The sequence below is a fragment of the Burkholderiales bacterium genome (assembly GCA_013695435.1).
In the GTDB taxonomy this organism is placed as follows: Bacteria; Pseudomonadota; Gammaproteobacteria; order Burkholderiales; family JACMKV01; genus JACMKV01.
On sequence record JACDAM010000154.1, the window covers coordinates 1 to 21258 of the forward strand.

The window sequence follows — 21258 nt, forward strand, 5'->3', positions numbered from 1 at the left end:
AACCTTCCTGAGTTACGTCCGCTCCACGCATCGCGCTCTCCGTCTCGATTCTGTACGACTCACTACTCAACGTATTACCCTTCGGCTCCGTGGACTGGGTCGGGGGATAAGTTCAACGAACTGTTAGGGAAAAAATGGATAAGGACGGCAGCTACCTCATTGCGTTGATCGGTTTGCCAAACCACGATATGACTCTGATCAAGAGTTTATCCAAGCTTTCCACCGCACGACCGCGCCGCTACCGCGTGGCCGACGTCACCGAACGAAATCGAGCCGATATCATCATGGTCAATGCGGACGATCCGTTCGCGGTGATGGAAGCCAAGAATATGGCGAAAGGCAACAATGCCGCGCAGGTGTACGTGGTCAAGCAGGACAAGGGGCAGTCGTTCGCACCGAAACTGGTTCAGCCTATCAACGCGAGACATTTTTTCGACGCAGTCGACAACCTGCCGGTCTAGCGGCCCTTGCACACTCGCCGATCCCACATTACCGATTGACTTTCACCTACGGCCGGCGTACGTTTATCTCCGCGCCGATTTGATACAGCTTGCGGGCGCCACCGGCTGGAAGACAATCTCGACCATAGCCGGATGTGAAATAAATTCGGCTAAAGCGTGGGCAACCCGTTTTGGCGCAAGCTGAACGGGTTTTTTCATGTCCGCTGTTCCTTGGCATGGATGACCCGCCGCGCAATCCGTGAGGGCACCATGTCTGACGATTTCGAACTCGCAACTTTGGCGGTCCGCGCCGGCACCCATCGCAGTCAATTCAACGAACATTCCGAGGCGCTGTATCTGACCTCGAGCTTCGTGTTCGACAATGCCGCACAAGCCGCGGCGCGCTTTCGCGGCGACGAGCCAGGCAATGTCTATTCGCGCTTTACCAACCCGACCGTAACGGCGTTTCAGGAGCGGCTCGCGGCGATGGAAGGCGCCGAGTGCTGCATTGCGACCGCTTCCGGCATGTCGGCGATCGTTGCCTGCGTGATGGGGCTCTTGAAAAGCGGCGATCATCTGATCGCATCGCACAGCATCTTCGGCGCGACGGTGCAACTCTTCGGCAATATATTCAGGAAATTCGGCGTCGATACGACTTTCGTTCCGGCGACCGATGTTGCGCAATGGCGCGCGGCGGTGCAGCCGAATACGAAACTGCTGTTCGTCGAAACGCCGTCGAATCCGCTGACGGAGATTTCGGACATTGCCGCGTTGAGCGAAGTCTCCCGAAAAGCCGGCGCGTGGCTGGTCGTCGATAACTGTTTTTGCACGCCGGCGTTGCAGAAACCGCTCGAACTCGGCGCCGATATCATCATTCATTCGGCGACCAAATATCTCGACGGCCAGGGCCGTGTGCTGGCCGGCGCAGTGCTCGGCAAACGGGATCTGATGATGGACGGCGTATTCGGCTTCCTGCGCACGGCGGGGCCGAGCCTGAGCCCGTTCAACGCCTGGGTTTGTCTGAAAGGACTGGAGACGCTGAATATCCGCATGGCCGCGCATTGTGCGGCCGCCTATGAACTTGCCACCTGGCTGGAAGCGCAGCCGACAATCGAACGCGTTTATTACCCTGGGCTGCCCTCGCATCCGCAATGCGAACTTGCGCGCAGACAACAGAAATCCGGTGGCGGCATCGTCGCCTTCGACGTGGGCGGCGGCCGCGCCGCGGCATGGAAAGTCGTCGATTCGACGAGCATGATTTCGATCACCGCCAATCTCGGCGATACCAAGACAACGATTACCCATCCCGCGTCCACCACGCACGGCCGCATTTCGCCAGAAGCACGCGCTGCTGCAGGCATCGGCGAGGGCTTGCTGCGCGTCGCCGTCGGGCTCGAAGCAATCGCCGATATCAAAGCCGATCTGGAACGGGGATTGAGCGCGATTTAGGCAGATTGGGCCGGAATAACAGCGCTGGGGACTTATCCGGAATCCCTTATCAGCACTTCGGCGCAGCCGCTTTCGTCGCAATGCAGGTAAGCGCCGCTGTCGTACCAATCCCGCAACACCCAGCGCTCGCAGCGCCGGCCGTCGATCTCATGCACATGGCGCGCCGGTCTATGGGTGTGGCCATGGATCAAACGCGGATAACCGCTTTCGCGCAGCAGGGTTGCGACGGCGGACGGCGTGACATCCATGATGCCGGCCGCCTTTTCGAGCTTCTTCCGCGTGCTGCGTTCTCGCAGTCCTGCGATTTCGGCTTTGCGCTCGGCGAGCGGTCGCGCGAGAAAGGCCTGCTGCCATGCGGGGTCGCGCACTTTGCCGCGAAAGTTTTGATAGTCGCGATCGGCGGTGCACAGAAGATCGCCGTGGGTCAGCAGAGTCGGCACGTTAGCGACGCCGACGATGACCGGATCGGGCAGGAGCGTGGCGCCGCAAGCATCGGCGAATTGGCGGCCGATCAGGAAATCGCGGTTGCCGTGCATCAGGTACAGCGCAACACCCTGCTCGCTCAAGCCGTGCAATGCCGCAACGATGCCGGCATGGAATGGATCGGCCAGATCGTCATCGCCGGCCCAGTATTCGAACAGGTCGCCGAGCACGTACAGAGCATCCGCATGCGGCGCGGTGTCGTTCAAAAAATCAAAGAAGATGCGATTGATGCGCGGCCGGCTCGCGCACAGATGCAAGTCCGAAACGAACAGCGTCGGTTTCACGCGAAACGCCAGCGCAGACTTCGGCTACTCCGTCAGCATTCCTCGGCGCGCTCGATGACGACGTCCTGCTGTGGCACGTCCTGATGGCCACCGCTCGTCCCTGTTTTGACTTTTTTGATCTTGTCGACGACATCCTGGCCTTCAACAACTTTTCCGAACACGCAATAGCCGTAGCCCTGCTGCGAGGCCGAGGTGAAATTCAGGAAACTGTTGTTGGCCACGTTGATAAAGAACTGGCTGCTTGCGGAATGTGGAGCGGGCGTGCGCGCCATGGCCACCGTGTAAGTATCATTCTTCAGGCCGTTGGCGGCTTCATTCTTTATTTCGGCGCGCGCGTTTTTTTGCCGCATCCCCACCTCGAACCCGCCGCCTTGAATCATGAATCCCTCGATGACGCGATGGAACACGGTATCGTTGTAAAAGCCGTCGCGCACATACTGCAAAAAATTTTCAACCGTGGCGGGCGCTTTCCCGGCGTCGAGCTCAAGCGTGATGACACCCAGGCTGGTGTGAAGTTTAACCATGCTTTGTCCTTCTTATTTCGTTGGAGACGACCGTGTTACTTTCGGTTCGATGATAGAGATTCCTTTGATGACAACCGCCTCTTTCGGAGAATCGCTCGAAAACATCGCGTTGGCGCCGGTCGGCTGCGCGCCGATTCTGACCACCTTATCGAGGCCTTCGGTGACCTTGCCGAACACCGTGTAGCCGTATTCATTGGGTGTCAGCCCTTTGAAATCCAGAAAGCGGTTGTCGTTGAGGTTGATATAGAACTGCGCGGTTGCCGAATCGGGGTCCGCGGTGCGCGCCATCGCTATCGTGCCGAGCTGGTTTTTCAGGCCGTTATTCGCTTCGCTGTTGATCTTCGCGCGCGTCTTCTTCTCCTTCAGATCCTTGCTGATGCCGCCCCCCTGAACCATGAAGCCCTGGATCACTCGGTGGAATATAGTGTCTTCGTAAAATCCTTCGCGCACGTACTGCAAAAAATTCTCAACCGTCTTCGGCGCCTTTTCCGGATACAGCTCGACCGTGAAGTCGCCCTGGGTCGTCTCGATTTTTACCTGCGGATTGGCGGCTTGAACTATGCCTGTCACGGACATGAAAACAACGAGGAAGCGAAGAATATTGACGATCATGGTTTACCTTTCGAAAGTGGTTGTGGCTGGGCGCCGGGTTCCGGCAACAGACGCCGCAGCGCTTCGAGCTTGTCTGCTAGCGCCGGGTTTTTGTCTGCCAATTCGAGCGCCCGGGCATAAGAGCGCGCCGCCATTTTCGCGTGGACATCGCCGAGATTCTCGTGAGCGATCGCGTAGTTCGGCCGGTTGTCCAGTGCGCGTTCGAGTTGCTCGCGCGCCTTGTCGTATTCGCCGCGCGACGCATACAGGACAGCGAGATTGTTGTGAGGTTCCGGCAGCTCGGGATAGTCTTCGATCAGCGCGGAGAACACGGCAATGGCTTCATCGCTTTTTTGTTGCCCGGTCAGAACGACGCCTTTCAAAAAACGCGCTCGCGCATCTTTCGGATGTGCGGTGAGATAAGCTTCGATCTGCGCCAGCGCCTCGGGCAATTTACCTTGCTGTAAAAGCCGCCCGCTGTTGTCGAATTCATCCGCCGATGCCGGCAGGCTCAATACGATTGACAGGGTGACAAGAGCGATGCGCGAGGCCAGAAAAGTCGAGGTCATATGCTATAATTTTCGCGCACTTATCCGCCTGCTCATCTGCTTGCTCATCTACTTGTTATCCACTTGTTTACCATCCCCGCGCGTGCCTGATTTTACCAACAAGCGCGGCCGCTTCCCAGTCAACAATACCGGGGTTCGCCTTTCGATAAATCGATGCTGAACGTTTACAACACGCTGACGCGCAGCAAACAGAGCTTCGTCCCGATCAAGCCCGGCAAAGTCGGAATGTACGTTTGCGGGATGACGGTCTACGACTACTGCCACCTTGGACACGCGCGCGTGATGGTGGTTTTCGACATGGTCAAGAGCTGGCTTGCCGTCAGCGGCCTCGACGTGACTTACGTCCGCAACATTACCGATATCGACGACAAAATCATCAAGCGCGCAGCCGAAAACAAGGAAAGCATCGGTACGCTGACCGGGCGCTTTATCGCGGCGATGCATGAAGATGCCGCGCTGCTCGGCATTGCCGAACCGTCTTTCGAACCGCGCGCCACCGGCCACATTCCGGATATGATCGACATCATCAAGGCGCTGATCGATAGAGGCATTGCCTACGCGGCTCTGAATGGCGATGTGTATTACGCGGTCCATCAGTTTCCCGGCTACGGCAAATTATCGGGCAAATCTCTCGACGAACTGCGCGCCGGTGAGCGCGTTGAAGTCGATCCGGGCAAGCGCGACGCGCTCGACTTCGTGCTCTGGAAGGCGGCCAAGCCCGATGAGCCGTCCTGGGAAGCGCCGTGGGGCAAAGGGCGTCCCGGCTGGCATATCGAATGTTCGGCCATGAGCGAGCATTTGCTCGGCGCACATTTCGATATTCATGGCGGCGGCCAGGATCTGCAGTTTCCGCATCACGAAAACGAGATTGCGCAGTCGGAGGGTGCGCACGGCCATACTTTCGTCAATTACTGGATGCACAACGGCTTCGTACGCGTCGATAATGAAAAGATGTCGAAATCGCTCGGCAACTTTTTCACGGTGCGTGAAATCCTGAAGAAGTATGACGCCGAAGTCGTGCGCTTTTTTATCCTGCGCGCGCACTACCGCAGCCCGCTGAATTATTCGGACCAGCATCTGGACGATGCGAAACAGGCGCTGACGCGGCTTTACACCGCGCTGCGCGGAATCGATCCCGATTTGATGCAGATCGATTGGCAGGAGCCGCGCGCGGCTCGATTCAAGCTGGCGATGGACGATGATTTCAACACGCCGGAAGCGCTCGCCGTCTTGTTCGAACTCGCCAATGAAGTGAACAGGGCGAGATCGGCGCTGGATGCGCGCCTGTTGAAGTCGATCGCTTCAACTCTTGGTTTGTTGAGGCGCGATTCAGAGCAGTATCTGAAGGCAGAGCCGGGGATATCGCAAACTGCCGATGTTGCGGCTGACGCTTCCGGCATTGCATTTTCCGCGCAGATGATCGATCGGCGGATTGCCGAGCGAAGTGCGGCTCGCAAGGCGAAAGACTTTGCCGAATCCGATCGCATTCGCGATGAGCTGCAGGATGCTGGCATCCTGCTGGAAGATACGGCGGAAGGAACGATCTGGCGCCGCGCCTGACCGATCGCGCTTTTCGACACGACAATCGAACACTAGCCCTTTATCACGTCATCCGTTATTACTCGGCAAAGAACTCCTTGACCTTGTCCATCCAGGAGCGCGCGCGCGGATTGTGCGAGGCGTCTTTCTGATTCAAGGTTTCCAGTTCCTGCAGCAGTTCGCGTTGACGCGCGGTCAGGTTGACCGGTGTTTCGACCATCAGATGGCATAACAGATCGCCCGGCGTGTTGCTGCGTACGCCCTTGATTCCCTTGTTGCGCAGCCTGAACACCTTGCCGCTTTGCGTTTCCGCCGGAATCTTGATTTTGGCGTAGCCGTCCAGAGTCGGAATCTCGATTTCGCCACCCAGCGCCGCCGCTGAGAAACTGATCGGCATTTCGCAGTGCAAATCGTTGTGGTCGCGCGTGAAAACGGGATGCGGGCGAATATGAATGACGACATACAGATCGCCCGCCGGGCCCGCGTGCGATCCGGCTTCGCCTTCCCCGGACAAACGGATGCGGTCGCCTTCGTCCACCCCGGCCGGAATCTTGACCGACAGGGTTTTCTGCTTCTTGACCCGGCCGGCGCCACTGCAGGTCGCACACGGAGTCGATACGAATTTGCCGGTCCCGTGGCATTTCGGACAGCTTTGCTGAATCGAAAAAAAACCCTGTTGCATCCGCACCTGGCCGTTGCCGCCGCACGTCGGGCAGCTCGTTGCTTGGGTACCCGCCTTGGCGCCCGAACCTTTGCAGGCCCCGCATTCTTCGAGGGTAGGCACACGGATTTTGGTTTCGGTGCCGCGCGCCGCTTCTTCGAGGGAAACTTCGAGGTTGTAGCGCAGATCGGCGCCCCGGTGAGAGCTCGACCGGCCGCCGCGCGCGCCGCCGAAAATGTCGCCGAAAATGTCGCCGAAGGCATCGGCAAAGCCGCCGCTGAAGCCCTGCGCAGCGTTCGCGTCGATGCCGGCGTGACCATACTGATCGTAGGCCTGACGCTTGGAAGGTTCAGTCAGAACTTCGTAGGCTTCCTTGGCTTCCTTGAATTGCGCTTCGGACTTCGGGTTGTCCGGATTGCGATCTGGATGATGCTTCATGGCGAGCTTGCGATAGGCCTTTTTCAGATCGTCCTCGGACGCATCGCGGTTCACGCCCAGCACTTCGTAATAGTCTTTCTTCGCCATGTACAGAGTTTTCCCAAATGCGAGTGGCCGGATCAGGTCGCGATGCCGCTCCCTGATCCGGCCAGTTAAGCCAATCGCCGCCTTGGAGGCGAGGTTACCGCCCCTTAAGCTTTTTTCTCTTTCACTTCCTCGAATTCGGCGTCAACGACATCGCCGTCATCGTGTTTCCTGTCCGCCCCGGCACGCTGCTCGCCGCTGTCCTGCGGCGCGTCCTGCGGTTTCTGTTGCTCGGCGTACATCTGCTCGGCAAGTTTGTGCGAAGCGGCGGCCAATGCTTCGGTTTTGGATTCGATCGCATCCTTGTCACCGCTCTTCAACGCTTCTTCGGCGTCCTTCAGCGCTTCCTCAATTTTTGCCTTGTCGTCGGTTGAAACCTTGTCGCCGTGTTCTTTCAGCGATTTCTTGACCGAATGCACCATCGCATCGCAGCTGTTGCGCGCCTGCACCAACTCGAGCGCCTTGCGGTCTTCCTCGGCATTGGCTTCGGCGTCCTTGACCATGCGCTGGATTTCATCTTCCTTCAAGCCGGAATTGGCCTTGATGGTGATCTTGTTTTCCTTGTTGGTCGCCTTATCCTTGGCCGAAACGTGCAATATGCCATTTGCATCGATGTCGAAAGTGACTTCGATTTGCGGCAGACCGCGCGGCGCGCCCGGAATGTCGGTCAGGTTGAACTGACCCAGACTCTTGTTGCCGCTGGCGATTTCGCGCTCGCCCTGCAGCACGTGTATCGTCACCGCGGTCTGGTTGTCCTCGGCCGTCGAAAACGTCTGGTTCGCCTTGGTCGGGATCGTCGTGTTCTTGTTGATCAGCTTGGTCATCACGCCGCCCAGCGTTTCGATGCCGAGCGACAGCGGCGTCACGTCGAGCAGTAGCACATCCTTGACGTCGCCGCGCAGCACGCCGCCCTGGATCGCAGCACCGACCGCGACCGCTTCGTCCGGATTCACATCCTTGCGCGGCTCGCGGCCGAAGATCTCCTTGACCTTCTCCTGCACCTTGGGCATGCGCGTCTGGCCGCCGACCAGAATTACGTCCTCGATGTCGGTAATCTTCACGCCGGCATCCTTGATCGCCATCTTGCACGGCGCAATCGTACGCTCGATCAATTCCTCGACCAGGCTTTCGAACTTGGCGCGCGTGACCTTGACGGCCAGGTGTTTCGGTCCGTTGGCGTCGGCCGTGATGTAGGGCAGATTGACCTCGGTCTGCGTCGACGACGACAGCTCGATCTTGGCTTTCTCGGCGGCTTCTTTCAAACGTTGCAGCGCGAGCACGTCGTTGCGCAGATCGACGCCCGAATCCTTCTTGAATTCGTCCGCCAGGTATTCGATCAAACGCTGGTCGAAGTCCTCGCCGCCGAGAAAGGTATCGCCGTTGGTCGACAGCACCTCGAACTGATGCTCGCCTTCGATTTCGGCGATTTCGATGATCGAAATGTCGAACGTGCCGCCGCCGAGATCGTATACCGCGATTTTGCGGTCGCCTTCTCTCTTGTCCATGCCAAAAGCGAGCGCGGCCGCCGTCGGCTCGTTGATGATGCGTTTGACGTCGAGCCCGGCGATGCGGCCGGCGTCTTTCGTCGCCTGGCGCTGCGAATCGTTGAAATAGGCCGGCACCGTAATGACCGCTTCGGTGACCGGCTCGCCCAGGTAATCCTCGGCGGTTTTCTTCATCTTCAGCAGCACTTGCGCCGAGATTTCGGGCGGCGCGATTTTCTTGCCGCGCACCTCGACCCAGGCGTCGTTATTGTCTGCCTTGACGATCTTGTACGGCATGAGGTCGATGTCTTTCTGCACTTCTTTTTCGCCAAAGCGCCGACCGATCAAGCGCTTGACCGCGTACAACGTGTGCTTCGGATTGGTCACCGCCTGCCGTTTGGCGGGCGCGCCGACCAGCACTTCGCCGTTTTCCGGATAAGCGACGATCGAGGGCGTGGTGCGCGCGCCCTCGGAATTTTCGATGACTTTCGGCGTGCCGCCTTCCATGACGGCGACGCATGAATTGGTGGTGCCCAGATCGATGCCGATGATTTTTGCCATGTCTGAAACCCTTGAATGGATGCTTTGATGAATGTGCCTGGCTCTTATATGAGGCTTGCCCGGCCGTTTTCAAGCCTGTTTGCGGCGCTATTTTGCGACCATCACGAGCGCCGGGCGTATCACCCTGTCGTTCAACTGATAGCCTTTCTGCATGACTTGCACGACAGTATTCGGCGGCGCATCGAATTCGACCATGGTCATCGCCTGATGCTTGTGCGGATCGAACGGTTCGCCGACCGGATTGATTTCGCTGATATTGAATTTGTCGAATACTGCTTTCAACTGGCGCAAGGTCAGCTCGACGCCGTTCTTCAGGCTTTCGAGATTCGTGCTTTCGATGTTCAGCGCCGCTTCCAGCGCATCCTTGACGGCGAGAATTTCGGTCGAAAAATTATCGATCGCGTATTTATGCGCGTTCGCCACATCGGCCTGCATGCGCCGGCGCATGTTTTCGGTGTCGGCGCGCGCGCGCAGCCAGTTCTCGCGGTGCTCTTCGGCGGCGCGCTCGGCTTGCTGTACACGCTGTCCAAGTTCGGCCAGCGCTGCCTCGTCGTAAAAAGGGGCAGGCGCAACAGTTTGGGTTTCCTCCAGCAGCACTTCCGGTTGCTCACCTCTGAGTTCATTTTGTTTTTCATCATGCATGCGGAAATCCTCCAGGACAGATTCGCAACATATTGGGCGCTTATTTCGGACTTCAAGGGGCGGTCAGTAACCGTCAGGCTTGTATTTCGACTCACTTGAACAACGCCGGTTTGCTCGACACTCTGCGTAGGCGCATGCAGACCAGGCTGGACGCCGCGCCACGAAAACGCGCTCCCAGGGCAGGAGTTTATCGCCGCGGAACGCGTTGGGCTCCGGTTATTTCGCAGCGCTTTGCGCAGGCTACAAACAACAAAGGCAGCTGTGGCTGCCTTTGTTGTTCTGAGCCGATCCAGGCTCAACCGTTAAAGCGCTCTGAACGAACCGCCTCCCGTCCTTTCGCTGGGTACTACCGATCACGCACGGCTGTGGCGAGCCGACGAACTGGCGCTGGCAGCTCAGTTCGCTCTGTCATCGAGCGGCGTTTAGCCCCCAAGCTTGACATCAGTGCGAATGCGCGTGGGGCTGTTGCGCCGGGTCCTGGCGCAACAGCCGCTTGACCGCCGCGTCGTGCTCGAGATCGCCGAGGTCGGCTGCATCTATCGTGCGAAAGTCGCTCAGAGGCAAATGCGAAGACAGTCGCCATTCGGCCGCCGGCGTTGATCGCGTTTCGACCAGCCGCAGGGTGAAAGTACCCTGCGGCCCGCTGCGTTTGACGAGCGCCGGGACGTTTTTTTCCGGCAGCCACCGGATTTCGATATCTTCGCCATTCGCTTTGCCGCGGAATAGAGTCGCCGCGGTGTCTTTGCCGTCGTCATCGGCGACGGGTTGCAATTGCCGCAGAGCTGCCGGCGCGACCACTGAGCCGAGCGTTTCCCAATCCGGCGTAATGCCCCGTGCAGCGAGTTCGGCGGCCGTATATTCGATGACGATGCTGTCGTCGCGGAACACGCGCCGCAGCGAAATTCGACCGCCAGGCGAACGCTGCCAGATTTCGCCCCTCCCGGCGCTTGATGTTTCGATACGCGCGTCATTGCGCGCGATATACCAGGCGCCTCGCTGCACGGTTTGCCCGTCGCGATCGGTGAAGCTGGTTTCGTATTTGGCGGCGAGTGGATCGGAGGCGCTGTGTATTTCCGCCCGGCTTGGCAAAAAAGTCAGCAATCCCGCGGCGAACGTTAATGAAATGAGGAAAGTACGCATTTTCGATTCCTTGTTACCAATAAAGCAGCGGCGCTATGACAGCGCCGCTGGCCAGGGCTACTGAAGCAATCGTTCTAATTTCAGAAGCCGAACGCTTCCTTCATCACGTGGTAAATGAAGTGCTGTTCCATGACGCCATGCACGAGATGCGCTTTCGGCCCGATCGCATAGATCGCGACATCCTCCCCGGAATGCGTCTCCGAACCCAACGGAACCGTGGCTTCAGGCATGAACGCGGGCGTCGTCGTATCGACGTTGGTCAAATCGGGCCGGGCGGCGCCGTTGGTGAAGGTCTTGGGATTATGCGGAAACGTCTTGATGCCGGCAGGCTGCGCATCGGACGCTCCGGTATAGCCGGGGCCGTTCGCGTAGCTTAACGTCGTGTACGGCAAGCCGAGCAAATCCTGCGCAAGTTCGGTCGGCTCGCCATCCTTGTTCGGCACTTCGGCGACCTTCCCCAGAATCGGATTGCCGCGATGCGGGTAGCCTGCGATCGTGAACACGTGGCTATGATCGGCCGTAATGATGATCAAGGTCTCTTTCGGATCGGTCATCTCGTAGGCTTTTTTGATCGCCTTGGCGAATTCGATGGTGTCGGTCAGCGCGCGATACGGGTTGCCAGCGTGGTGCGCGTGATCGATGCGGCCGGATTCGACGTGCAAATAAAAGCCCTTGTGATTTTTCGCCAGCAGATCGATCGCTTTTTCAGTCATTTCGGTCAACGACGGTTCACCGCCGACGTCCTTCGCGCGGTCGGCTTCAAATTGCATGTGCGAACGCTCGAACAAGCCGAGCAGGTAGTCGGTGTTCGCGGGTGTCGCCGCGTCGAACTGACTCTTGTTCCAGACGTAAGCGGCTTTTTTACCGCGCGACGAAACCCATTCGGCGGTCAGATCACGGCCGTCTTTGCGGCGGCCGGTGGCGGTCGGATCTTCCGGATCGGCCAGCTTGTCGCTGATGAAGTAGGGCCGGCCGCCGCCGAGCGCGACTTTCAGGCTGCGTTTGACGTGGTCCGATACTTCGATCATCTGCCGCGCGATGTCCTTGACGCCGCACGCGCCCGGCGCGAGCTTCGCGGTTTTTTCATGGCTGCGGATTTCGGCATCACTTTCCCAGTCGCGCACCGCGGTATGCGCATAGTTGGCGGCCGGGGTCGCGTGCGTGATGCGCGCAGTCGAGACCACGCCGGTATCCTTGCCCTGATATGCGGCTTGTTCGAGGATGGTCGCAAGTGACTTGCTCGCGATCGTTTGCGCATCGCATTCGAGGCGGCTGGTCGTGTGGTCGACGGCGAGCATGCCTTCGCGCGCCTTGTAGCCTGTCACCATTGCGGTCATGGTCGGCGCTGAATCCGGCGTCTGTTGATCCCACGAATAGGTTTTGGAAAGCGCCAGGAACGGAAGTTTTTCGAAAAACAACTGGTTTTCCTCACCGGGCTTGCCATTCATCTGCCCTTCGAGGATGCGCGCGGCGGACGCGGTCGAGACGCCCAGACCGTCGCCGACAAACAGGATCACGTTCTTCGCGTGGCGGTTGATGCGGCGCGTATCGTGCCGGGCGTCTTCAATAAACTGCTGGCCGCTTTGGAACCAATCCTGCACGGATTCCGGCCCTTTAACGACCGGGGCCGCCGATTGCTGGGCCAGGCTGACGGGCGTCAGAACCGCGCTGGCGGCGATTGCCACGACGGCAATTGTGCTGCACGAAACGAATTTCATCGATAACTCCTCACCGGTTGTGTATGGATTTGCAAAGCGATTTGCGAAGGACGGGAAGCTTGCGTTAAGCGAACGTCGCCCGAAAGTCGGGTTGCTGGAGGAAGCTTACGCAGCGCATATTGCGTAACGATGACGCGTTTTCCGGTATCGATTACGTTGGGCGGCGCGCGATATCAGCTACGAACGAACGGCCCCCATTTCAGTGCGCGACGGGTCGCGAGACGCAAGCGAACCAAGGAAACGCGGAAAGAAGAACTGACAAACGGGGGGCCGAGCAGGAAAATCCTGGAGGCCGCTGATCGAGGCCTCCGGTTGGGTGAGTTTGTCGATATGAACGGAGGACGCGCCCCTATCGATGTGTTATGCGATTCCTCTTCACCTGCTCGGGGCTAGCGGCATTTCAGCGCCGCATCACCTTTTCGCTCCCAGCCGTAAAGCGCGCTGCCGACTCTGCTCGTCGCGAGCTGCCGTCTGATCGGATTCCGCGCCGACCCAGCCGCCGAGATTGTCGAGCGCAATGCCGGTCAGCGCATGCATCCAGTCGTCGCGCTCGTTCAGGCACGGGATCGCATGAAACTCACCGCCACCCGCTTCCAGAAAAATCGCCTTGCCCTCCATCGCGATTTCTTCCAGCGTTTCCAGGCAATCGGCGACGAAGCCTGGGCAGACGACATCGACGCGGCCGGTTTTTTGCCGGCCCAGTTCGGTCAGCAGGCCGGCGGTATAGGGCTGCAGCCATTCGCTGCGGCCGAAGCGCGATTGAAAGCAGACCTGATAACGGCTTGCCTCGAGGCCCAGCGCTTCGGCCAGCAGGCGGCCGGTCTTCTGGCACTCGCAGTGGTAAGGATCGCCGGCTTCCAGCGTCGCCTTCGGCACGCCGTGAAAGCTCATCAGCAGCTTGTCCGGCCGGCCGTGCGTCATCCAGTAATCGCGGACGCTTTGCGCAAGCGCTGCGATGTAGCGCGGATCGTCGTGATAATGCTTAACGAGCCGCAGTTCGGGCGGATTGCGCAGTCCGGTCAGCTCCCGGAAAACGACATCGAAAACCGTGCCCACAGTGCTGGCGGCGTATTGGGGGTAGAGCGGGAGAAGCAGAATGCGCTCGCAATGCCGTTCGCGGAGGCTGGCCAGGACGGACGGGATGGACGGACTGCCGTAGCGCATCGCGTGCTCGATGATAAGCGGCGCCGCGCCTGAGGTTTTCAGGCGCTCGCCGAGATAGCCGCGCAGCATCCCGGCCTGACGCTCGGTATGCACGCGCAGCGGCGAGCCTTCAGCCATCCAGATTTGCGCGTACTTTTCCGCCGATTTTTTCGGCCGAACGTTCAGAATGACGCCATTCAGGATCAGCCACCACAGCGGTCGCCAAATCTCGATCACGCGGCGATCCGATAAAAATTCCTTCAGATACGGCCGCAACGCGCGCGCCGTCGGTGCGTCCGGAGTGCCCAGGTTAACGAGCAGAACCGCAGTCTTGGGGGCAGTACCGTGGGTCCAAGTGGATAGTGACATATTGAACCGGGGATCAGGCCCCGTAGTTGAATCGGGGATCGTGCCCCAGGCGTCAATGCGACAACGCGCTCGACAACAACTTCGCCGTCACATCGACAATCGGAATGATGCGCTCATACGCCATGCGCGTCGGGCCGATCACACCGACGGTGCCGACCACGCGGCCATCGACTTCATACGGCGCGGTCACCACGCTGCATTCGTCGAGCGGCAGCAAACCCGATTCGCCGCCGATGAAAATCTGCACGCCTTGGGCGCGGCCGCTGATATCGAGCAGTTGCAGCAGCGCTGTTTTCTGTTCGAACAGATCGAACAAATCGCGCAGGCTTTTCATGTTCGAAGACAGATCCTCTACGCGCAGCAGATTGTGCTCGCCGGACATCACGTAATCTTCACCGGTTTCCGACATGGCCTGACTGCCGGCCTCGAGCGCTGCCGTCAGAAGCTGATTCAAATCGTGGTGCAACTGCTTCAGTTCATCCTGGATCAGGTGTTTGATTTCCCCGAACGTGCGCCCGGCGTAATTCTGGTTGAACATGTTCGCCGCGCGCGTCAGTTCCGAACCGCTGTAAGTCTTGTCGGTGACGATGATGCGATTCTGCACGTCGCCGTCCGGCGCCACCACGATCAGCAATATGCGTTTGTCCGACAGGCTCAAAAATTCGATATGGCGGAATGCGGTGTTGCGTCGTTTCGGCGTCATCACCACGCCGGCGAAATGCGTGAGCCCCGATAGCAATTGCGACGCCGAACTCATCAGCTTTTGCGGCTGATCGGCCTGCAACTGGCCTTCGAGCTGGAAAATCTCGGCCCGATCCAGGGGTTTGAGGGTCAGCAGGGTATCGACGAAAAAGCGGTAGCCACGCGCGGTCGGGATGCGGCCGGCCGAAGTGTGGGGGCTCGCGATCAAGCCCATTTCTTCGAGATCGGCCATCACATTGCGTATGCTGGCCGGGCTCAGGTCGAGCCCTGACATTTTCGATAACGCGCGCGAGCCGACCGGCTGTCCTTCGGCGATGTAGCGCTCGACCAGCGTCTTCAGCAGCACCTGCGCGCGTTCATTCAACATGACGGCATTTTACACGTTCGGCGTGAGCGACGCCCTGACAGCTTTGTCTCGCAAGAACCGATATGGTTTAATCCGGGCATGAATACGACGCCGATAACCGCGCAGCAAACCGCGTCTTTTCAGACCGTTGCGCTGATCGGGAAATACAAGAGCCCGGAGATTGCGGGATCGCTCCTGCAGCTCGCCGATTTCCTGAAAGCGCGCGGCGTGAACGTGCTGCTCGACCGCCTGACTTCGGCGCACGTCGGCGCTTGCGGTTACCCGGTGCTGCTGCTCGAAGAAATCGGCAGGCGCGCCGACCTCGCGATCGTGCTGGGCGGCGACGGCACCATGCTCAACATCGCGCGCACGCTGGCGCCTTTCGAGGTGGCGCTGGTAGGCGTCAATCAGGGCCGGCTCGGTTTTCTGACCGATATTTCGATCGACACCATGTTCGAGACGATCGGCGCGATCCTCGATGGACAGTACGTCGCGGAAGACCGCATGCTGCTTGACGCCGAAGTATTCAGCGGCGATCAAAGCGTGTTCGGCGTGCTCGCGTTCAACGACGTCGTCGTCAGCAAAGGCACGAAGAGCAGCATGATCGAGTTCGAGGTTCGCATCGATGGCCGCTTTCTGTACCGGCAGCGCTCCGATGGCCTGATCATCGCCAGCCCGACCGGATCGACCGCTTACGCATTATCGGCCGGCGGCCCGGTGCTGCACCCGGGGCTGAATCTGATGGCGCTGGTGCCGATTTGCCCGCATACGTTTTCGACGCGCCCGATCGTGGTCGCCAGCGGCTCGGTGATCGAAGTGATGATGCGCGATACCGTCGATGCGCGGGCGCATTTCGACAGTCATTCCAATTTCGATTTGCGCGAGGCCGATCGCGTCGTCGTCCGCCGCTATGCGAACAGCATACGGCTGCTGCATCCGCTGGGCCACGACTACTACCATACGCTGCGTGAGAAACTGCATTGGAGCGAGACGTTGTGAGCGAACCGTGAACAAATGCGGGCAAACGGCGAAAGACGATCGGTGAACGGTAAGATCACGCTTTATTGCTGGCTTTTTGCACTTCGCCGTTCACCAGCCCTCGAATGCTGACCACACTCTCCATCCGCAACTTCATCATCGTCGAATCCGCCGAGCTCGAATTCTCTTCAGGCTTCACGGTTCTGACCGGAGAAACCGGCGCTGGCAAATCCGTGCTCATCGATGCCCTGGCATTGGCGCTCGGCGAGCGCGCCGACTCCAGCGTTGTCCGCGGCGGATGCGATCGCGCCGAAATCAGCGCCGGGTTTGAAATCGGCGAAAGCGGCGCTCTCGGACGCTGGCTCAGCGACAACGACTTGACTGGCGACGCCGGCGTTTGCCTGATGCGCCGCGCGATCGACGCGCAAGGCCGCTCGCGCGGTTTCATTAACGGGCGCGCCTGCACCCTGGCGCAAATGCGCGAAGCCGGCGAGTTGCTCGTCGATATCCACGGCCAGCACGCGCATCAATCGCTCCTGAAAGCCGCGATGCAGCGCGAACTGCTCGACACGTACGGTGGCTTGCAGGAGCGGGTTGCGACCGTCGCCGCCAGCTACCGTGAATGGCGGTCGGTGCGCGACAAGCGGATTACCGTCGATGCCGCCGCGGCGACGTTCGCGGCTCAACAGGACGAGTTGCAATGGCAGTTGCGCGAACTCGACGCTTTGCAACTCGCCGACGGTGAATGGCAGCAGATCAATATCGAATACGCGCGGCTCGCGCACGCGGCGAGTTTGCTTGAAACCGCGCAAAGCGGGATCGAGTTGTTGTCCGAGGCCGAAGGCGCGTGTCTGACGCAGCTCCACGCGTTCTCGGCGCGCGTGACCAGCCAGATCGATTACGATCCGGCGCTGCACGAGTTGCTGGGGCTGATCGAACCCGCGCGCATTCAGTTGCAGGAAGCCGTTTATTTTTTGCGTCATTATCAGGAACGGCTCGACCTCGATCCCGATCGTTACGCACGCGCCGAGCAGCGTCTCGCTGTTCTGCACGCGGCCGCGCGCAAGTTTCGCGTCCAACCCGAAGCGCTGCCCGCGTTGCTGAGCGAACTGCGCGCGCGCATTGCAGAGTTGCAGCAGACAAGCGATCGTGCGGCGCTTGTGGAGCGCGAAGCCGCGGCCGAGGCTTGTTACCGGGAAGCGGCTGCGCGATTAAGCACGGATCGCAAACGCGCTGCGCGCGAGCTTTCGCTAAAAGTCAGCGTCGCGATGGGCGAAATGGCGATGAGCGGCAGCCGATTCGAGATCGCGCTGACGCCGCTTGCCGAGGCGGCCGCATCAGGGCTTGAACGCATAGAGTTCCTGGTCGCGACACAAACCGGGGCCGAACCCTCCGCGCTGGGCAAAATTGCTTCGGGCGGAGAGCTGTCGCGCATCAGCCTGGCGATTCAGACCGTGACCAGCCAGCTCGCGCATGTACCGACACTGATTTTCGACGAAGTCGATGCCGGAATTGGCGGCCGCGTCGCCGAAATAGTCGGCCGCATGCTGCACAAGCTTGGCCGCAAGCGCCAGGCGATGTGCATCACGCACCTACCGCAAGTCGCGGCGGCCGCGGATCAGCAGTGGCAAGTGGTAAAGACCAGCGGCAGGAACGGCGCGTCGTGCCGCATCATTCTGCTCAACGAGGCCGCCCGCGCTGAGGAGATTGCGCGCATGCTGGGTGGCGTCAAAATCACCGACGCGACGCGCAGACACGCTGAGGAGATGCTTAAAAACCGAGGTTAGGGAGCAGGGGAAAGGAAAAAGCGAAGGGAATAAGGACGCCTATTCGCTGACATTGGCGCTGCCCCTCTGCCCCTGACCCGATCAGGAACCAGTCTTGTTCGGGCACTGCGGCTTGGTGCAATCGGCGTAGATGTACAGCGAGTGGTCATGAATTGCGAAGCCGCGGTCTTTCGCGATCTTGATCTGGCGGCGTTCGATTTCGCGGTCGTAAAACTCCTCGACGAGCCCGCATTGCAGGCACACGAGATGATCGTGCTCGCCGGCGTCGGTCATTTCGAACACCGACTTGCCGCTCTCGAAATGGCGGCGCACCAAAAGACCGGCCTGCTCGAATTGCGTGAGTACGCGATACACGGTGGCGAGGCCAACGTCCATGCCTTCGTTGAGCAAAAGCTTGTAAACGTCTTCAGCGCTGAGATGCCTGACCTTGCTGTTTTCGAACAGATCGAGAATGCGAAGCCGCGGCAGCGTCGCTTTCAGGCCTATGGTCTTGAGATCCTTGGCAGTGCTCATCGGGTGACCACGGCGGAATGAACGGGGGGATGGACGAAGGCTACGACCGCAACGAACGCAAACGTGCGGACTCACTCACACTGCATTGCCACAGTTGCGTTCGTCGGCATTTTCGTTTACCGCTGGGGTATCATATCGGCTTTCATCGCCTTTGCAAACCGCCCGCGCGCTCGGATGCTGGCAGTCGGTTTCAAGCGTTATCAGGCTGTTGAAAAACGTAGCGAGCGCAGCCAAGACGCGAGGCGCGAATGGCCGAGAAAGCGGAATGTATATTGGAATACATGAGCATTTTGAGGCCTTGAGCAACGAAGTATTGGCAAGCGCAGTAGTTTTTCAACAGCCTGTCAGCCGTCGCCGAGCCGCCACTTCTTCTTCGCAACCGGGATGCCTACCATGCGCATAATTATTCTCGCCTCGCTGTTGGTCGCGGCGTGCTCATCCACTCCGCTGTCGCCTCACAAGATCGACATCCAGCAGGGAAATTTCGTCAACCAGGAGATGGTTGCCAAACTGCAGCCCGGCATGACCAGGGCTCAGGTGCGCTTTGTTCTCGGCACCCCACTTGTGAACGATGCGTTCCATAGCGATCGGTGGGACTACGTTTATCGCTACCAGAAGGCGGGTGAAGTGCTCGAACAACGGCGCGTCTCGGCGGTCTTCCAGGGTGACAAGCTGGAAAAAGTCGAAGGCGACGTCGTGCCTGCGACGGGCCTCGCGCCGGAAGTGGCAGGTAGAGATGCCCGCGCAACTGCCGGCGCGAAGGCTGCTGATTCGCGCTCAATTGCCGTCGATACCGCCGCCGACACGCGTACGCGGACTCCGGTTGCGGACGCGTCGAGCAACGCCGGCAAGCCGCGCATTCCTGGAGACGTCGGCGATATTCAGTCCGCGGAATCTGCGCCAAAAGGGAAGCCGGTCGCGGTCAAGCGCCAGGCGGCGAAGGAAGAAAAAAGCATGACTGGAAAGCTCCTCGGTTTTATAGGTTTCGGTGACGACGAGGTTGAAGGCGAAGCAGCGCCGAAACCTACCGTCGAGCGGCTCAAAGGCCCGGCCGTGGCGCGCGTCCAGACCGGCGAGAAGATCAAGGCTGAAGCCGGCGGGACGCAAACCGGAGAATCAGCCGGCAGCGAGCCGAAAACCATTGCCGAGGGCATCGAAGAAGACGGGAAACTGCGCAACCGCGCAGGCAAAACAATCGGCCAGCAGTTGGAGGATAAATTCGGATTTGGGTCCGGCCTTGATAGCGACCGCCCGACCGGTCCGGATGGGCAGGCGGGCGCCAGCGGCAGCGCAGCCAAAGCCGCGAAAGGCGACGGCAAATGGCGCAACCGCGAAGGCAAAACCATTATGGAACAGGTGCGCGAGAAGTTCGGCTTCGGCGACGACGAGTCTGAAGCGGAAGCGGAAGACGTGAGCGCCGGGACGAAAAGCGCGGACAAGCCAGCCGAAGTAACGGGCAGCAAGGACACGACCGCGCGCAGCAAGGGCAGTGGCGGTTTTGAATTCCGCAATCGGGAAGGCAAGACCGTTATGGAACAGTTGCGCGAGAAGTTCAGCCTCGAAGGTCCCGACGAGGAAGCAAGAGAAGAAACTGTCCGCTCCGAGACGGTTTCAAAAAGCAGGGAGCCCGAGCTGAAAACAGGCAGCGGTACGATTTCAGCCGATAATTACAAGCCGGATTCCTCGTCCAGTTCGGGTAAATCCCTGAAGGACAAGGTGCTGGATATTTTTGGCTTCGACTGATAGCCATCGATGCGCCGGGTCATTCGCCGGATCCCCTTCGCGCCACGTCGCCTCAAGTTCAGCAAACCGTCATGCCGGTTTTGCCCGTAGGCGTTGCCGGCGCGTCTGGACGCATGGGGCGCGCCTTGATCGAAGCGATCGCCCAGATGCCCGATATGCGTTTGCAGGCGGCGCTCGATATCGCCGGAAGCCCGGGGCTCGGTCGCGACGCGGGTGAGCCGATCGGAGCATTTTGCGGCGTAGCCATCAGCGATGATGTCGAAGCTGCCTTGGGTGGCTGCGCAACGCTGATCGATTTCACCCGGCCGGAAGGCACGTTGCGGCATCTCACTGCATGCCGCGCCCGGGGAATCAGCATGGTTATCGGCACGACGGGAATGGACGCGACCCAAAAAGCACAAGTGGCCGAGGGTGCGAGCGACATCGCCATCGTGTTCGCGCCGAACATGAGCGTCGGCGTGAATCTCGTATTCAAGCTGGTCGAAATCGCCGCCGGCGTGCTCGATGACAGCTTCGATGCCGAAATCATCGAAGCCCACCATCGCCACAAAATCGACGCGCCATCGGGCACGGCTTTGCGCATGGGCGAATTGATCGCGGCAGCGCGCAAACTAAAGCTCGCCGACAGCGCGGTCTTTGAACGTCACGGTGTAACCGGTGAGCGGCCGGCATCGACGATCGGTTTTGCAACGGTACGCGGCGGCGACATGGTCGGCGATCACACCGCGCTTTTCGCCGGCGCCGGCGAGCGCGTCGAAATCACCCACAAAGCGACCAGCCGTGCGACGTTCGCCCAAGGGGCTTTACGTGCCGCGCGCTTTCTCGCGGGCAAGAAATCAGGCCTTTATGATATGCAGGACGTGTTGGGCTTGCGTTAGCGGCCGTTTAAACAGGCGCGCTCCCCGATGTTTCCAGTCGTCAGGCGCGCACCATGCGCCAGGTCATTGTGTGAACCGTTGACGCTCTACGAAGCCTGCTCTTTCATCAGCAGAATCAGCCTCGCGGATTGATGAACGGGCTGGCGTCCCGTATAATTCCTGTGGTCAAGCGGGAGAGGCTTTTAGCCTTTC

At 59.6% G+C, this 21258-nt stretch carries 19 protein-coding genes; 7 read left to right on the forward strand and 12 right to left on the reverse strand.

Translation table 11 applies throughout. The features are described 5' to 3' along the window. Positions 1 to 134 precede the first annotated feature (134 nt). Together H0V78_07995 and H0V78_08000 are read left to right on the forward strand one after the other, a co-directional pair. On the forward strand, positions 135 to 461 hold the full coding sequence (locus H0V78_07995; protein MBA2351719.1) for a hypothetical protein: 327 nt from the start codon (positions 135 to 137) through the stop codon (positions 459 to 461). A 249-nt stretch (positions 462 to 710) separates the two neighbouring features. Next, positions 711 to 1889: an O-succinylhomoserine sulfhydrylase gene (locus tag H0V78_08000; protein ID MBA2351720.1), complete on the forward strand. Its 1179-nt coding sequence runs from the start codon at positions 711 to 713 to the stop codon at positions 1887 to 1889. Positions 1890 to 1921: 32 nt separating this feature from the next. Here H0V78_08000 and H0V78_08005 read toward each other — a convergent pair whose 3' ends face one another. The 4 genes from H0V78_08005 to H0V78_08020 are packed head-to-tail and all read right to left on the reverse strand — an operon-like array spanning position 1922 to position 4340. Then, positions 1922 to 2656 carry a UDP-2,3-diacylglucosamine diphosphatase gene (locus H0V78_08005; GenBank protein ID MBA2351721.1) on the reverse strand — a complete coding sequence of 245 codons (735 nt, stop codon included), beginning with the start codon at positions 2654 to 2656 and terminating at the stop codon, positions 1922 to 1924. Between the two features lie 32 nt (positions 2657 to 2688). Further along, positions 2689 to 3180: a peptidyl-prolyl cis-trans isomerase gene (locus tag H0V78_08010; GenBank protein MBA2351722.1), complete on the reverse strand. Its 492-nt coding sequence runs from the start codon at positions 3178 to 3180 to the stop codon at positions 2689 to 2691. A 12-nt stretch (positions 3181 to 3192) separates the two neighbouring features. Continuing rightward, positions 3193 to 3792 (reverse strand): peptidylprolyl isomerase, encoded by a 600-nt coding sequence (locus H0V78_08015; protein MBA2351723.1) that lies wholly within the window; start codon positions 3790 to 3792, stop codon positions 3193 to 3195. After that, positions 3789 to 4340: a tetratricopeptide repeat protein gene (locus H0V78_08020; GenBank protein ID MBA2351724.1), complete on the reverse strand. Its 552-nt coding sequence runs from the start codon at positions 4338 to 4340 to the stop codon at positions 3789 to 3791. Before H0V78_08020 ends, H0V78_08015 begins: the two co-directional genes overlap by 4 nt. A 153-nt stretch (positions 4341 to 4493) precedes the next feature. Here H0V78_08020 and H0V78_08025 point away from each other — a divergent pair, with 153 nt between their 5' ends. Further along, a complete protein-coding gene (locus tag H0V78_08025) occupies positions 4494 to 5900 on the forward strand; it encodes a cysteine--tRNA ligase (GenBank protein MBA2351725.1) in 1407 nt (468 codons plus the stop codon). Positions 5901 to 5958: 58 nt separating this feature from the next. Here the strand turns inward: H0V78_08025 and dnaJ are convergent, their stop codons facing one another. From dnaJ to hrcA, 7 genes are all read right to left on the reverse strand, one after another. Next, positions 5959 to 7065: a molecular chaperone DnaJ gene (gene dnaJ / locus H0V78_08030; GenBank protein MBA2351726.1), complete on the reverse strand. Its 1107-nt coding sequence runs from the start codon at positions 7063 to 7065 to the stop codon at positions 5959 to 5961. 104 nt (positions 7066 to 7169) lie between these two features. Beyond that, positions 7170 to 9107 (reverse strand): molecular chaperone DnaK, encoded by a 1938-nt coding sequence (gene dnaK, locus H0V78_08035; GenBank protein ID MBA2351727.1) that lies wholly within the window; start codon positions 9105 to 9107, stop codon positions 7170 to 7172. Positions 9108 to 9194: 87 nt separating this feature from the next. Beyond that, positions 9195 to 9749, reverse strand: a complete 555-nt coding sequence (gene grpE, locus H0V78_08040) for a nucleotide exchange factor GrpE (protein ID MBA2351728.1) — start codon at positions 9747 to 9749, stop codon at positions 9195 to 9197. A gap of 441 nt (positions 9750 to 10190) precedes the next feature. Beyond that, the gene (locus tag H0V78_08045) at positions 10191 to 10889 is read right to left on the reverse strand and encodes a hypothetical protein (protein ID MBA2351729.1); all 699 of its coding nucleotides are present in this window, start codon (positions 10887 to 10889) and stop codon (positions 10191 to 10193) included. Positions 10890 to 10969: 80 nt separating this feature from the next. After that, entirely contained in the window at positions 10970 to 12607 is a 1638-nt protein-coding gene (locus H0V78_08050; GenBank protein ID MBA2351730.1) for an alkaline phosphatase, read from the reverse strand. Between the two features lie 411 nt (positions 12608 to 13018). Beyond that, positions 13019 to 14119, reverse strand: a complete 1101-nt coding sequence (locus H0V78_08055; GenBank protein ID MBA2351731.1) for a ferrochelatase — start codon at positions 14117 to 14119, stop codon at positions 13019 to 13021. A 52-nt stretch (positions 14120 to 14171) separates the two neighbouring features. Then, on the reverse strand, positions 14172 to 15188 hold the full coding sequence (hrcA, locus tag H0V78_08060) for a heat-inducible transcriptional repressor HrcA (protein ID MBA2351732.1): 1017 nt from the start codon (positions 15186 to 15188) through the stop codon (positions 14172 to 14174). A 78-nt stretch (positions 15189 to 15266) separates the two neighbouring features. Here hrcA and H0V78_08065 point away from each other — a divergent pair, with 78 nt between their 5' ends. Together H0V78_08065 and recN are read left to right on the forward strand one after the other, a co-directional pair. Next, entirely contained in the window at positions 15267 to 16166 is a 900-nt protein-coding gene (locus H0V78_08065) for an NAD kinase (GenBank protein ID MBA2351733.1), read from the forward strand. Positions 16167 to 16270: 104 nt separating this feature from the next. Next, positions 16271 to 17932 carry a DNA repair protein RecN gene (gene recN, locus H0V78_08070; protein MBA2351734.1) on the forward strand — a complete coding sequence of 554 codons (1662 nt, stop codon included), beginning with the start codon at positions 16271 to 16273 and terminating at the stop codon, positions 17930 to 17932. An 81-nt stretch (positions 17933 to 18013) separates the two neighbouring features. Here recN and fur read toward each other — a convergent pair whose 3' ends face one another. Next, positions 18014 to 18445: a ferric iron uptake transcriptional regulator gene (fur, locus tag H0V78_08075; GenBank protein ID MBA2351735.1), complete on the reverse strand. Its 432-nt coding sequence runs from the start codon at positions 18443 to 18445 to the stop codon at positions 18014 to 18016. A gap of 393 nt (positions 18446 to 18838) precedes the next feature. Here fur and H0V78_08080 point away from each other — a divergent pair, with 393 nt between their 5' ends. Beyond that, positions 18839 to 20188: an outer membrane protein assembly factor BamE gene (locus H0V78_08080; protein MBA2351736.1), complete on the forward strand. Its 1350-nt coding sequence runs from the start codon at positions 18839 to 18841 to the stop codon at positions 20186 to 20188. 71 nt (positions 20189 to 20259) lie between these two features. Then, a complete protein-coding gene (gene dapB, locus H0V78_08085; GenBank protein ID MBA2351737.1) occupies positions 20260 to 21066 on the forward strand; it encodes a 4-hydroxy-tetrahydrodipicolinate reductase in 807 nt (268 codons plus the stop codon). Positions 21067 to 21258: the final 192 nt, after the last annotated feature.